Annotated in this window: 16 protein-coding genes; 5 read left to right on the forward strand and 11 right to left on the reverse strand. The window is 71.5% G+C overall.

The window, feature by feature from the left end; genetic code table 11:
• Together ACXJKF_RS14200 and ACXJKF_RS14205 are read right to left on the reverse strand one after the other, a co-directional pair.
• Positions 1-443: hypothetical protein (locus ACXJKF_RS14200; protein ID WP_456788356.1), on the reverse strand; the 443-nt coding region annotated here is incomplete at its 3' end.
• On the reverse strand, positions 440-733 hold the full coding sequence (locus ACXJKF_RS14205) for a hypothetical protein (protein WP_456788357.1): 294 nt from the start codon (positions 731-733) through the stop codon (positions 440-442). The genes ACXJKF_RS14205 and ACXJKF_RS14200, both read right to left, overlap by 4 nt.
• 544 nt (positions 734-1,277) lie before the next feature.
• Between ACXJKF_RS14205 and ACXJKF_RS14210 the strand changes: the two genes are divergently transcribed.
• Positions 1,278-3,425, forward strand: a complete 2,148-nt coding sequence (locus ACXJKF_RS14210) for a DEAD/DEAH box helicase (RefSeq protein WP_456788358.1) — start codon at positions 1,278-1,280, stop codon at positions 3,423-3,425.
• A 45-nt stretch (positions 3,426-3,470) separates the two neighbouring features.
• Here ACXJKF_RS14210 and ACXJKF_RS14215 read toward each other — a convergent pair whose 3' ends face one another.
• A complete protein-coding gene (locus ACXJKF_RS14215) occupies positions 3,471-3,818 on the reverse strand; it encodes a hypothetical protein (protein ID WP_456788359.1) in 348 nt (115 codons plus the stop codon).
• A 93-nt stretch (positions 3,819-3,911) separates the two neighbouring features.
• Here ACXJKF_RS14215 and ACXJKF_RS14220 point away from each other — a divergent pair, with 93 nt between their 5' ends.
• Together ACXJKF_RS14220 and ACXJKF_RS14225 are read left to right on the forward strand one after the other, a co-directional pair.
• Complete coding sequence (locus tag ACXJKF_RS14220) at positions 3,912-4,397, forward strand: methyltransferase family protein (RefSeq protein WP_456788360.1); 486 nt, start codon at positions 3,912-3,914, stop codon at positions 4,395-4,397.
• A gap of 347 nt (positions 4,398-4,744) precedes the next feature.
• Positions 4,745-5,593, forward strand: coding sequence for a hypothetical protein (locus ACXJKF_RS14225; RefSeq protein WP_456788361.1), 849 nt, complete (start codon positions 4,745-4,747; stop codon positions 5,591-5,593).
• Between the two features lie 32 nt (positions 5,594-5,625).
• Here the strand turns inward: ACXJKF_RS14225 and ACXJKF_RS14230 are convergent, their stop codons facing one another.
• From ACXJKF_RS14230 to ACXJKF_RS14260, 7 genes are all read right to left on the reverse strand, one after another.
• Entirely contained in the window at positions 5,626-6,267 is a 642-nt protein-coding gene (locus tag ACXJKF_RS14230; protein WP_456788362.1) for a winged helix-turn-helix transcriptional regulator, read from the reverse strand.
• 5 nt (positions 6,268-6,272) lie between these two features.
• Entirely contained in the window at positions 6,273-6,704 is a 432-nt protein-coding gene (locus ACXJKF_RS14235) for a VOC family protein (protein ID WP_456788363.1), read from the reverse strand.
• Between the two features lie 64 nt (positions 6,705-6,768).
• The gene (locus tag ACXJKF_RS14240; RefSeq protein ID WP_456788364.1) at positions 6,769-6,993 is read right to left on the reverse strand and encodes a hypothetical protein; all 225 of its coding nucleotides are present in this window, start codon (positions 6,991-6,993) and stop codon (positions 6,769-6,771) included.
• 82 nt (positions 6,994-7,075) lie between these two features.
• Positions 7,076-8,287, reverse strand: a complete 1,212-nt coding sequence (locus ACXJKF_RS14245; protein ID WP_456788365.1) for an RNA polymerase sigma factor — start codon at positions 8,285-8,287, stop codon at positions 7,076-7,078.
• A complete protein-coding gene (locus ACXJKF_RS14250; protein WP_456788366.1) occupies positions 8,284-8,610 on the reverse strand; it encodes a YciI family protein in 327 nt (108 codons plus the stop codon). Before ACXJKF_RS14250 ends, ACXJKF_RS14245 begins: the two co-directional genes overlap by 4 nt.
• 24 nt (positions 8,611-8,634) lie before the next feature.
• Entirely contained in the window at positions 8,635-9,234 is a 600-nt protein-coding gene (locus ACXJKF_RS14255; protein WP_456788367.1) for a dihydrofolate reductase family protein, read from the reverse strand.
• Between the two features lie 45 nt (positions 9,235-9,279).
• Positions 9,280-10,395, reverse strand: a complete 1,116-nt coding sequence (locus ACXJKF_RS14260; RefSeq protein WP_456788368.1) for an epoxide hydrolase family protein — start codon at positions 10,393-10,395, stop codon at positions 9,280-9,282.
• Positions 10,396-10,481: 86 nt separating this feature from the next.
• Here ACXJKF_RS14260 and ACXJKF_RS14265 point away from each other — a divergent pair, with 86 nt between their 5' ends.
• Complete coding sequence (locus ACXJKF_RS14265; protein ID WP_456788369.1) at positions 10,482-11,225, forward strand: DinB family protein; 744 nt, start codon at positions 10,482-10,484, stop codon at positions 11,223-11,225.
• Between the two features lie 100 nt (positions 11,226-11,325).
• Complete coding sequence (locus ACXJKF_RS14270; RefSeq protein WP_456788370.1) at positions 11,326-12,015, forward strand: hypothetical protein; 690 nt, start codon at positions 11,326-11,328, stop codon at positions 12,013-12,015.
• Here ACXJKF_RS14270 and ACXJKF_RS14275 read toward each other — a convergent pair whose 3' ends face one another.
• Positions 12,016-12,405: a hypothetical protein gene (locus ACXJKF_RS14275; RefSeq protein ID WP_456788371.1), complete on the reverse strand. Its 390-nt coding sequence runs from the start codon at positions 12,403-12,405 to the stop codon at positions 12,016-12,018. It lies immediately after the preceding gene.
• Positions 12,406-12,417 lie beyond the last annotated feature (12 nt).

Below are 12,417 nucleotides of genomic sequence, written 5' to 3' on the forward strand. Positions count from 1 at the left end.
TCGAAACGGTCCTCGAACCAGGACCCGATCGGGTCGGAGCTCGCCGTGGCCTGCCGGTCGGCATCCTGCACCTCGAGCGGTGCCGCGGGCCAGCTCAGGGCGGTCGAGCCGTCCTCCCACGGGGTGTGCGTGAACGGGTCGGGTGCCGGCGCGAACGGGTCGTCGACATCGACGACCGGTAGCACCACACCCATCGACCCGCCGTAGCGCAGCGACGCCAGGTCCCGGGCGCGGGCGACGTGCCAGTCCAACGTGGGGAGGACCTCGGTGTCGAGCCGGTCAGCCACCGCGAGCACATCGTGCAGCGCACCGGTGGGCACGTTCAGGGTGCTCATCCGCCAGCGCAGCGGACCCAGGTCGTTCCGAATTGCGTCCCGGGTCGCGGCCACGTCGTCGCGCACGGCACCCAACGCCTCGGGGCAGATCTCCACGATCGGGCTCACGGGCTCGCGCTCTCTTGCCGTGCACGATGCGCGGCACGTTCCGCGTGCGCGATCTCCTCGAGGATCGCGTCCTCGACACGGTCCAGGTCTCGCGGCAGCGTCCCGGACAGCGGGGCGAGGTTCTCACGGTGCAGCCGGTCAGCTGCGATCCCGGTCCAGGTGCCGGGCGCACCGACCGCACCGGCGGGCACGGTCAGCGACGGAGCCCCGTCTCGCGCCGTACGAAAGTCCCGCAGGAGCGCGCGCAGTTCCGCCACCCGCTCGTCAGCGCGTGCCTCGGGATCCACCATCGTCACGCTCCTGGGTCGAGGGCCACCGGCCCGTGGGGTCGCAAACTAGCGGGTTCCACCACCGAGATGTCCGAGTTGTCCACAGGCCTGTGCAGCGGCTACCCAGGGCGGCCGTCGAGGGTCAGAGCGGTACGCAGGGGGCTCGAACGGGGAACGCCGCCGGCGCGCTCGGGATCTGGTGAGGACGGGTGTGGATGGAGCCCGCCGGAGGTGTCGGGTTTCGGTACGGTTCACTGGCTAGGGCCCGTCGAAAAGTCTCAACCGGCTCCATCCAGAGGACGACGCCCCGCCTGCTCACCGCCTGCAACCGGGTGCTCGGCGGTAGGCTCCCAGTGCTCCGGCGATGACGTCGGGCCATGACCGTGCCCCGCGGTGTTCGCGAGGAAGCCCGTCGGCGTCGGTGCCCGCCTGCATGGCTCGCAGGCGGGGACGCTGCGCGGAGATCAGTTCGAGCGCCCAGGCTCGGACTCCTTGTGGCCCGGGTCGGTGGTGCCCGATGCGTTGCGCCGCAGGAGCGGTGTGCGGATGCTGCGAAGGAGGAGATGTGGCCCGAGGAGGCCAGCGCGGGTCCGGTCGCGCGCGCACGAATCCTGGCGCCCAGCGCAACCGCACGCAGCGCCCCACCGAGCAGGGGATCATCCCCGTGCTCGCGGAGGTTGCCGCGGAGGTCGACCGCGCGGTGCAGCGTCCCCCGACGCGACCGGCGGTGCGCACGAAGTTCCAGGTCGTGGCGCTGCTGGTGCGCGAGGAGCGGGCGCGCGTGAAGGCCGACGTCGCGCTGGGCGAGTCGGGCCGTACCAAGCAGATGAAGCGGCTGGACGGGGTGGCGACGCAGCTGGCGAAGACCGCTGCTCGGGACACGTCGCTGCTGCAGCTGCTGGCTGAGGATGCGCGGGTCTCCGACGCGGCGCTCGCGTACAAGGCGACCCTGATGCGTGCGGGCGGGCTGGAGCCGCCGGAGGCGCCGGCGCCCGTCGAGAAGCCCGCCGCGGCGCCTGCCGCCACGACCCGGGTGGTGCCCCGGTCGGTGATCTCGCGGCAGCTGGCGAACCCGTTCCTGGCGCCGGACTTCGAGGCTGCGGCGGAGCGGACCGCGACGCGGGCGCGCCGCCTGGCGGGTTGGGAGCTGCTCGACCCGCTGTTCAACTCCTTCGAGCGGGCTGCCACGGGCGCCCCGGCGTGCATGTCGCTGCCCCCGGCGCGGCCGGTTCCGGTGCCCGCTGGTCGGGAGCTGATGCCGCACCAGGCCCAGGTCGTCGCGGCGACGATCACGGGCCACCGCACGTTCCTGCTCGCCGACGAGCCCGGGCTCGGCAAGACCGCGCAGGCGCTTCTCGCCGCGCAGGCGGCCGATGCGTACCCGCTGCTGGTCGTGGTGCCCAACGTCGTGAAGACGAACTGGGCGCACGAGGTCGGTCTCTGGACGCCGTTCCGACGGCCGACGGTGGTCCACGGTGACGGTGACCGGATGGACGGGTTCGCGGACGTCGTGATCGTGAACTACGAGCTGCTGGACCGGCACGTCGGCTGGCTGGGTGACCTGGGCTTCCGCGGCATGGTCGTCGACGAGGCGCACTTCATCAAGAACAAGACCTCGCAGCGGTCGCAGCACGTGCTGGCGCTCTCCGAGCGGATCCGCGCCCGCGTCGCCCGGCCGCTGCTGATGGCGCTCACCGGCACCCCGCTCATCAACGACATCGAGGACTTCCGGGCGATCTGGCAGTTCCTCGGCTGGATCGACGACGAGAAGCCCCTCGGACCGCTGATGGCCGCCCTGGAGAACACCGGGCTCACCCCGGCCGACCAGGGGTTCTACGCGGCCGCGCGGTCCAGCGTGATCGACATGGGCATCGTGCGCCGTCGGAAGGTCGACGTCGTCGCCGACATCCCCGCCCGCCGGGTGGCGGACCTGCCGGTCGAGCTCGACGGCGCCGCCGGCCGCTCGATCCGGGCGGCCGAGGCTGCGCTCGCGGCCCGGCTGGTCGAGCACTACCGGTCGGCCGTGGACGTGCGATCCGGTGGTGCGGGCGAGGACGAGATCGACCTCGAGCTCGCTCGTCGCGTGGCGGCGGCGGAGCTCAAGGACTCGAGCTCGAAGACCGGCGGCGAGAACGTCTTCACGATGGTCCGCCGGATCGGTCAGGCGAAGGCCGGGCTGGCCGCCGACTACGCCGCGCAGCTGGCCCGCAACGTCGGCAAGGTCGTGTTCTTCGCGAAGCACGTCGACGTCATGGACCAGGCCGAGCAGACGTTCGCCGACCGCGGCATCCGGTACGCGTCGATCCGCGGCGACCAGACGCCCACCGCGCGGAAGAAGAACATCGCCGCGTTCGTCGACGACCCCGAGGTGTCGATCGTGGTGTGCTCCCTGACGGCCGCGGGGGTGGGGCTGAACCTGCAGGTCGCCTCCAACCTGGTGCTGGCGGAGCTGTCCTGGACCTTCGCCGAGCAGACGCAGGCCATCGACCGCATCCACCGCATCGGCCAGGACCAGCCCGTCACCGCGTGGCGGGTCATTGCCGCGCAGACCATCGACGCCCGCATCGCCGAGCTGATCGACAGCAAGTCGGGCCTGGCGGCGCGGGCGCTCGACGGGGCCGGCGACGAGGACGTCACGTCGTCGACGGACGTGCAGCTCGACGCCCTGGTCGGGCTGCTGACCGACGCGCTCGCCGCCGAGGGGATGAGCTGAGCGACGAGCGGGTCGGTCGGTGCGGCGTGGCCCGGGTTTAGCCGCTCATCGGAAGGTGTGCACGACCTCGATGGTGCCGACGATGTTGTCGTTGAGCTCGTCGAGCTCCTCGGCCGGGATCCAGTACTCGAGGATCGTCTGGCCGCCGACCTGCTGGACGTTGTACTTGTCGAGGTAGCTCTGGCGCACGTCGAACCGCGTCACGTGGCCGACCCCCGAGGCGGGGACGTTCCAGTCGCGCGCGATGCGAATGGCGTAGTCCTCGTTCAGCACGGGGTAGAAGATCGGCTGGTCGGGGAGTCGTGGGGGCCAGCGTCGGAACCCGGTGGCCTCGACGAGCTCGAGCTCGAGGGGGCCCGTCGGGCGCCAGAGAGTGACCAGCTGCTCGGACATGACGGGGAGCCTAGAGGCGGGACCGCCGCACAGCGGCAGGAATTCTCGACGACGGATCGGCTCCGACGGGCAATCTCCCGCCAGAATGCGGGGATGACGCAGAGCTCCGTGAGAGTCGCCGCGTTCCGGCTCTGGCCGCCGGTCGCTGTCGGCGCGCCGCTGCTGGTCGGGTGGCTGGCCACGGTGGTGTGGGGCGACCCGGTGGACCTCGGCGGGTGGCGGGTCCCGGTCGGGTGGGTGCTCGTGGTGGTGTTCGTCGGGTGGAACGGCTGGTCGTTGTGGCTGTTCCGCACGCACCGGACCGGGCTACTGCCGGGGCAGGAGACGAGCGCGATGATCGAGACGGGGCCGTACCGGCTGTCCCGCAACCCGCTGTACGTCGGCCTGCTCGTCCTCTACCTCGGGCTGGCCCTGCTGGCGCCGACGTTCTGGGGGCTCGTGCTGTTCCCGGTCGCCGTGCTGCTCCTGTTCTGGGGCGCGATCCTCCCCGAGGAGCGGTACCTGCACGACCGGTTCGGTGGGCCGTACGACGACTACCGACGGCGGGTGCCGCGCTGGGTGGGGCCGGTACGTCGCTGATCGGCAGGTCCGCGGCGCGTGACTGACCAACGTCAGCCGGCCGGTTAGGTCGTGCGCACGGAGTGCCGAGGTCTTCCCGGACTCGCGCCTGATGAAGCCGGCCCTCGGCATCGCACCGCTCAAGTCGACTGTCCGCACGTACTCCCGGTTCAGAGCCCCGCGGATAACAGAACGTCCGGAAGCTCCGTCAGATAGGGGTTTCACACCGGAGAGGGACTCGTGCGGTGCGCCATTCCGTCGGGTGTCGAAGCGGAGTAGCGTCGCAGGAAGTCCGAAATGCGCAGTTTGTCCCGAATGGGGCGGCCATGTGTCGGGCTCGGTGCAAGCGACAAGACGGGGGTACGTCGATGACCGCACGCGCGCTTCGGTGGGGTGGCGCCCTGGGCGCCACCGTCCTTCTGATCCTGGGGGTGGTCCCGGCCGTCGCTGCGAGTCCACCCGGTGACCTTGTGGCCGCAGCGCCGACGGGATGCGCAGTCCACGAGCCGACCCCGATCGCCGCCGATGCGGTCGAGGACGCGACAGATCTGCCGTCGGTCGGGCAGCAGCAGAAGATCCAGGTGCGCAGCCTCGGTCAGGACCGCAACGTCGTCGAGTACTACACCAGCCTGGACCTGTCCCAGCCTCTTCCGGCGGGCGTCGAGTATCTGAACCTCGCGGTGGGCCAGTTCGAGCGACTCGACGGGAAGGTCATCGATGCGAAGAAGGTGACCGCGTCCGCGGCGATCGACCAGGAGGGGCGCCGAGACCATCTCCTGGTGACCGTCTGTGTGGATCCTTCCGGCGCACACGCGGGGAGCTACACCGGGACGGTCGCCGTGGACGATCCCAGGGTGACGGGAGGCAGCGCGACCTACACGCTCAATATGCAGTTCGCCCCGGTCAACCGCGTCTACGTCCTGGTCGCGGCCGCGTGGCTGCTGGGTTCTCTGGCTGGGTTGACGCTCGCCAGTCGTGTCGAGGTGAGCAATCCACGGAAGGGCGTGCCGCGGATCCTCATCGCCCTGGGGCTGAGCGCGGTAGCGGTCTGGACCGTCTTCGCGACGCAGTTCCTGAGCAACCTCTCGTGGGAGGGCACGATCCTCTTGTGGGCCACCCTGCTGGCGGGCTGCTTCGGCGCGGCCTACGGCGCGTCGAACTTCTCCGGCAGCGTGCCTGTCGGAGGGGAGAAGGATGGAGAGGATGAGGTCGCGTAGCGTCGCGTGCTGAGCGAACCTCGGTCTCCGGATCAGGCGGCCAGGTGGAACGTGCTCGCGAAGCGGTCGAGCAGGTCACCCGGGCCGTGCAGGACCTCGACGACGCCGGTCGCGATGGCGCGGTCGGGCGCGAGCTCGCCGGAGATGAGGCGGCGGATGTCCGGGCCGGCGGCGAACGCGAGGTCGACGGGTCCGTCGCCGCGCGTCACGTCGAGGGTGGGTCCGTCGACGCGGACGAGCAGGTCGGCGGGGCCGAGTCGCGCGGCGTAGGCGGTCGCCGGCAGGTCGGCTGCCACGTGCGGCTGGAAGGCGGTGCGGAGGGTCATCGTCATCGAGTCGGGGGTGATGATCTGCTCGTCGCGGGGGTCGCCCATCGCCTTGAAGCCCCAGGCGCCGAGCGCGAGCACGACGGGTTCGAGCTCGCGGCCGTAGGGCGTCAGCTCGTAGATGATGATGCGTGAGCGCGGCGCCCGGCGGATGACGCCGGCCTCCTGCAGCTGCTTGAGCCGCGCCGCCAGGATGTTGCTCGGGATGCGGGGGAGCCCCGCGGCGAGCTCTCCGTAGCGGCGCGGCCCGACGAGCAGGTCACGGACGATCAGCAGGGCCCACCGCTCGCCGACGAGCTCCAGTGCCTGCGTGATGCCGCAGTACTGCCCGTAGTCGCGTGCGGCCATCGGCCTCAGGCCTGGTTCGCGAGGGCGTCGGCGCTCGGGGCTGCGGCGGCCGGGTCGAACCAGCCGAGCTCGAGGATGTTGCCGTCGGGGTCGTTGAGCTGCCGCTGGTACATGAAGCCGTAGTCGGTGGCGGGGTGCGGCTCCTTGCCGCCTGCGGCGAGCCCGTCGGCGATGGTCGCGTCGACCGCCTCGCGGCTGTCGAGGAAGACTGCGGTGGAGACCGACGGGTTGACGGCCGGGTCGCCGATCGGGAGGTCGGTGAAGGTCTGGAAGTACTCGCGCGTCAGGACCATGAGGTAGCTGTGGTCCTGCTCGACGACGAAGCAGGCGCCGTTGTGGTCCGACATGGCGGGGTTGGGAGTGAAGCCGACCGCCGTGTAGAACGCCTTGGCGCGCTCGAGGTCGGTCACTGGCAGGTTCACGAACATCGCGGTCATCGTCGTCGCCTCTCTTCTATCTACTAACAGGGCGTGATCACACTTGCAAAAAACAAGTAGAGCGTCAAGACCTGCGGTTGCGCGGGTGCTGCTTGGCCGTGCGTTCGTTGCCGTGCTTGTACTGGCCGGTGACTCGGGCCATCAGCTCCTGGGGATCGCCGGCCTCGACGTCCTCGAGGAAGTCCGCCGCGGCACGTCCGCGCAGGACCGTCGCGCGCCGGCCGTGGTGCGTGATCGTCACCTCGGACCCCGTCGTCGTGAACGCGAATCCGTGGGGTGGGTGGGGCATGGGCGTCCTTCCTGGCTCGGCAGGCGCTCACGGTAGGTCTCCGGGGTGGGCGACGAGAACGCAATAGCGTCGGGCCCCTCGGTCAGCCCAGCTCGTCGTGACGGCGCGACAGGTATGCGGTCTCGGCGGTGTTGCCGGCGAGGGTGATCGCCCGGTCGTACGCGGCGCGCGACTCGTCGCGACGGTCCAGCCGGCGCAGCAGCTCGGCGCGGGTGGCGTGGAACGCGTGGTAGCCGTCGAGGGGGAGGTCGTCGACGGCGGCGAGGGCGACCTCCGGACCGTCGACCTCCGCGACGGCGACGGCGCGGTTCAGGGCGACGACGGGGGAGCGGTCGAGGCGGACCAGCTGGTCGTAGAGCGCGACGACCTGCGACCAGGCGGTGTCGGAGGCGTCGCGTGCGTCGGTGTGCACGGCGTTGATCGCGGCGAGCAGCTGGTAGCGACCGGGCGCGACCCCGGAGGCCAGTCGCTCACGCACGAGCCGGTGTCCCTCGGCGATCAGCGCACCGTCCCAGGCATCCCGGTCCTGCGCGGCGAGGGGGACGAGTGTGCCGTCGGCGGCGACGCGGGCGGGTCGGCGGGCCTCGGTGAGGAGCATCAGCGCGAGCAGGCCGGTCACCTCGCCGTCCTCGGGGAGCAGCGTGCGGATCAGCCGGGTGAGCCGGACCGCCTCGGCAGTCAGGTGCGGACGGACGGGGTCGGTGTCGGGGCCGGTCGCGAGGTAGCCCTCGTTGAAGACGAGGAAGAGGACGGCGAGCACGCCGGTGGTGCGCGCGGGCAGGTCCTGCGCGGACGGCACGCGGTAGGGGATGCGTGCGGCGGCGATCTTGGCCTTCGCGCGGGTGATCCGCTGCCCCATCGTGGCTTCCTGGACCAGGAAGCCACGGGCGATCTCCGGCACCGTCAGCCCGCCGACCATGCGCAGCGTCAGCGCGACCCGCGCCTCCATCGCCAGGGCGGGGTGGCAGCAGGTGAAGACCAGCCGGAGCCGGTCGTCGTCGATGGCGCCGAGCGGTTCGGGCGGAGCGTGCTCGGAGAGCATGAGCGCCTCCCGGTGCTTGTCGTCCCGCTTGTTCTCGCGCCGGATCCGGTCGATCGCCTTGCGGGTGGCGGTCGTTGTGATCCACCCGCCGGGGTTGGGCGGGACGCCGTCCGCCGGCCACCGCTCCACGGCGGTCGCGAACGCCTCGGCGGCCGCCTCCTCGGCGAGGTCGAGGTCGCCGAACCGCCGGGCGAGCGTCGCGACCACCCGGGCCCACTGCTCGCGGTGGGTCTGGGTGATCGCCTCGCTCACACCAGGAACGGCCGCACCTCGAGCCGTCGGTTGCAGGCCTTCGACCCGTCGGCCATCAGCGAGAGCGCGACGTCGAGGTCGGGGGCGTCGATGATCCAGAAGCCGGCGATGTGCTCCTTCGACTCGACGAACGGCCCGTCGGTGAACAAGGGCTCCTCACCCCGGCCGTCGATGACCGTCGAGGTCTCGGGGGCCGCGAGGCCGCCCGCGAACACCCAGTGGCCACCGGTCCGAAGCCGTTCGTTGAACTCGTCGATCGCCACCGCCTCCTCGGGAGTCCCGGAGCTGGTCCTGTGGTCGATCACGGACACGAAGTACTGCATCTCACTACCTCCGAGGTCATCCTGCTACGCGTACTGCGGGCGGCCGGCGGGCCGGTAGGTCTGCGCCAGGATGCCCGTCGAGAACCGGCGCGAGTCCACCAGGTCGAGCGCGTGGTCGAGACCCTCGGCCGGGAACAGCCGGGTGCCCGCGCCGACGATCACCGGGCAGACGATCAGCGTCAGCTCGTCGACGAGCTCGTGCTCGAGCAGCCACCGGATCAGCTGCCCGCTCCCGTGCACCTGCAGCTCGCCGCCGGGCCTGGCCTTCAGCTCGCGGATCTCGGCCTCCAGGTCTCCGGACAGCACGGTGGTGCCCGCCCACGACGGGTCCGTGATCGTGGTCGAGGCGACGAACTTCGGCCGCGAGTTGAGCGCGCTCACGAACGGGTTGTCGACGTCGTCGCGCACCCCCCAGTACCCCGCGAAGAGCTCGTAGGTCCGCCGGCCGAACAGGAACGCGTCGGCCCGCAGGTAGCAGTCGCCGATGTAGGCGGTCGACTCCTCGTCGCCCAGCGGCAACGCCCACCCGCCCCGGTCGAACCCGGGGTCGAGCGTGGGGTTGTTCCCGCCGTTCGCCTGCATCACACCGTCCACGGTGATCTGGGTGTTGGTGATGAGCTTCATCGTCGTCGCCTTGTCCGAGGTCGGGGCCGACCTCTCTCACCCGTGCTACGAACGGCGTCGCCTCGATCCGACACCCATGAAGTCCCGGACCCGCTGGGCCATGGCCTCCGGCACCTCGGCGACGGTGAAGTGGCCGCCCTCGTCCAGCCGCTCGAACACCCGCAGGTCGCGGTAGAACCGCCGGGCGACCGACTCGGGGTTGTCGTGCTCGTGCCGCTGGACGAACACGGCCGCGGGCACCTCGACCGGGGGGATCACGGCGTCCCCGCCGTCGACGTACGTCCGGAAGGACGTCCCGATGCTCTGCGTCGCCCAGTACAGGGTGGCCTCGGTGAGGATCCGCTCGCGCGAGATCCGTCGCTCCACCGCCGCCGGGTCGCCCGCCGGGGTGTCGCTCCACTCGACCAGCTTCTCGGTGAGCCACGCGAGCAGGCCGGCCGGCGAGTCGTTCAGCGCGGCCGCGAGCGTGTCGGGGCGGGTGCCCTGGACGTGCGCGTAGCCCGCCTGGTCGTACCAGCCCGCCCCCATGCGGTCGTAGAACGCCCGCTCCGTCGGGTCGGTCGTGGCCTCCCGCTCGTCCTGCGGCAGGAAGTGCGCGTGCGTGACGACGATCCCGGCGACCGCCTCCGGGTGCGTCGCGGCGACCAGGTCGCTCACGTTCGCGGTGACGTCCTCGCCGTAGGTGACGTATGACGAGTAGCCGAGCACGTCCGTCATGAGCGCGTGCGCCAGGTCGGCGAGCCGCTGCTCGGTGGTCGGCCCGTCGAGCGGCGGCGAGAACCCGAACCCCGGCAGGCTCATCACGACCACGTGGACGTCCGGCAGCAGGTCCGCGAAGTCCAGCTGCAGCGCGAACGTGTGGGGCCAGCCGTGCATCACGAGCAGCGCCGGCGCGTCCGGGTCCGCCGAGCGCTGGTGGACCACGTGCAGCGTCGTGCCGTCGACGTCCGCGAGGAGCTGCGGGTGCTGGTTCAGCCACGCCTCACGGGCGCGCCAGTCGAACGTCCGCCACGACGCGACGAGGTCGCGCAGGTACGCGGACGTCATCCCCGAGGTGGGCCGGCGGGGCGAGTCGTCGAGGAAGCGGGTGCGCGCCAGGCGCTCGTGCAGGTCGTCGAGAACGGACTGCGGGACGTCGACGACGAACGGTCGGACGGTCATGGGCTCACCGTAGGAGAGCCCTCCGACAGTGTCAGAGGCCGTCGGCACAATCGACGCGACGGGACCGCGTCGACGAGGAGAGCCCCATGACAGCCTTCACCCGCTCCGACGACCTGCGGGGTGCGACGTTCACCGGCGCGAACCTGCGCGGTGCGCGGTTCGTCGAGTCCGACCTGTCCGGCGTCGTGATGCGCGGGGTCGAGATGGCCGACGCGGACATCGACGCACCGTGGCTCCCCGACTCCGACTACTTCCGCGTCAACGGCGTCGACGTGATCCCGTTCGTCGAGGCCGAGCTGGACCGCCGCTTCCCCGGCCGCGAGCAGCGGCGCGCCGCCGACCCGGACGGTCTGCGCGCGGCGTGGGCCGCGCTCGAGCGCACCTGGGCGGCGACGCTCGACCGGGTCTCCGCGATGCCCGTCGGCACCGTCGACGTGTCCGTGGACGGCGAGTGGTCGTTCGCGCAGACGCTGCGGCACCTGGTCCTGGCCACCGACACGTGGCTGGGCAAGGCGGTCCTGCGCCGGGACCAGCCGTTCCACCCGCTCGGTCTGCTGGACGCGGTGACGGCGGGCGACAGCACCGACCTGACGGTCTTCACGACGGGGACGCCGACGTTCGCGGAGGTCCTCGACGCCCGGGCGGACCGGGTCGCGATGGTGCGGGACCTGCTCGCGGACGTGACGGCCGACGAGCTGGATGCGCCCCGCGCCAACCCGCACGCCCCGGAGCACCCGGAGACCGTCCGGTCCTGCGTGCACGTGATCCTCGAGGAGGAGTGGGAGCACCACCGCTTCGCCGTGCGCGACCTCGACGCCGTCGGCGCCTGAACCGATCACCCGCTCCCGGCGTATCTGTCGTTCTTGCCCTCGTCCCCTTCCAGGAAACGCGCGTCGCCATGGCGCACGAGTCTCGAAGGGAAGACATCTCATGGCGCTCGGACAACAGCTCTCGCCCACGCAGACGCTCGTCACGTTCTGCCTGTGGGCTCGTCGGCACGGCTACTCCGTCGGCGAGATGCACGGCTTCACCGCGGTGCACCCCGTCCACACGGGCGGCTCGTGGCACTTCGACCAGGAGGGCGGCTTCGGCAAGGCCGCGGACCTCAACAAGAACGGTCCCGACGAGCGTGACCACCTCATCGAGGCCCTGAACCGCGCGCAGGAGCTCGGCCTGGGCGTCATCTTCGCGCGCGACGGGTCCGCCGGGGTCAGCGGCTCGCACCGGAACCACCTGCACGTGGACGTCGGCCCGTTCAGCCACCTCGGTGCGAGGTCGTCGAAGCCGCGCGGGGGCGGGGACGGGCTGACGGCGGCGCTGCAGACGGCCGTGCACACGGGCGCGGACGAGGTCTGGGGCTTCGAGACGGACGCGCGACTCGAGTCGATCAAGGCTGCGAGCGGCCTGATGGGCGTGGGTTTCCCGCTGGGTGTCGCGTTCACGCAGCGCGTGGTCGGGGTCCCCGACGACGGCGTGTGGGGCAAGCAGTCCCGACGGGCGCACGACGTCGTCACGAAGGACATCCAGCGCGCGTTCGGCCGGCCCGCGAACGGGATCTGGGACACCGCGCTGGTCGACGCGTACTCCAGCGCGCGGGACCTGCGCAGCCGCGTGATCTGATCAGCCGGGCAGGAGCCCACCGTCGAACGTCGAGGAGTCACCCTCGAACGGGCGCAGTGCGTCGGGCGCGGGGAACGGCAGCACGTAGCTGGCGGTCACCACGTCCACGGCGCCGAAGTCGTCGACCTTGACGACGACCCGCTCGGGGGTGACCTCGACGATGCGGACGCGCTCGCGGCTGCCGTCCGGCAGGTCGAGCTGGTAGAGGTCGGCGAGCCAGTGCAGGCCGCGCTCCTCGAGCGCCTCCTCGGCGGCGAGCCAGTCGACCGTGCCGGTGGCCTCGCGCCCGAGCGCGTCGTGGGCGACGAAGCCGTCACCGTCGGGACGGATCCAGCCGAGGCGCTCGCGGTCGCCGGGGCGACGGTGCTCGATCCAGCTCTGCGGGGGCATCGAGCGATCGTA

Source organism: Cellulomonas sp. P5_C5 (assembly GCF_054049655.1).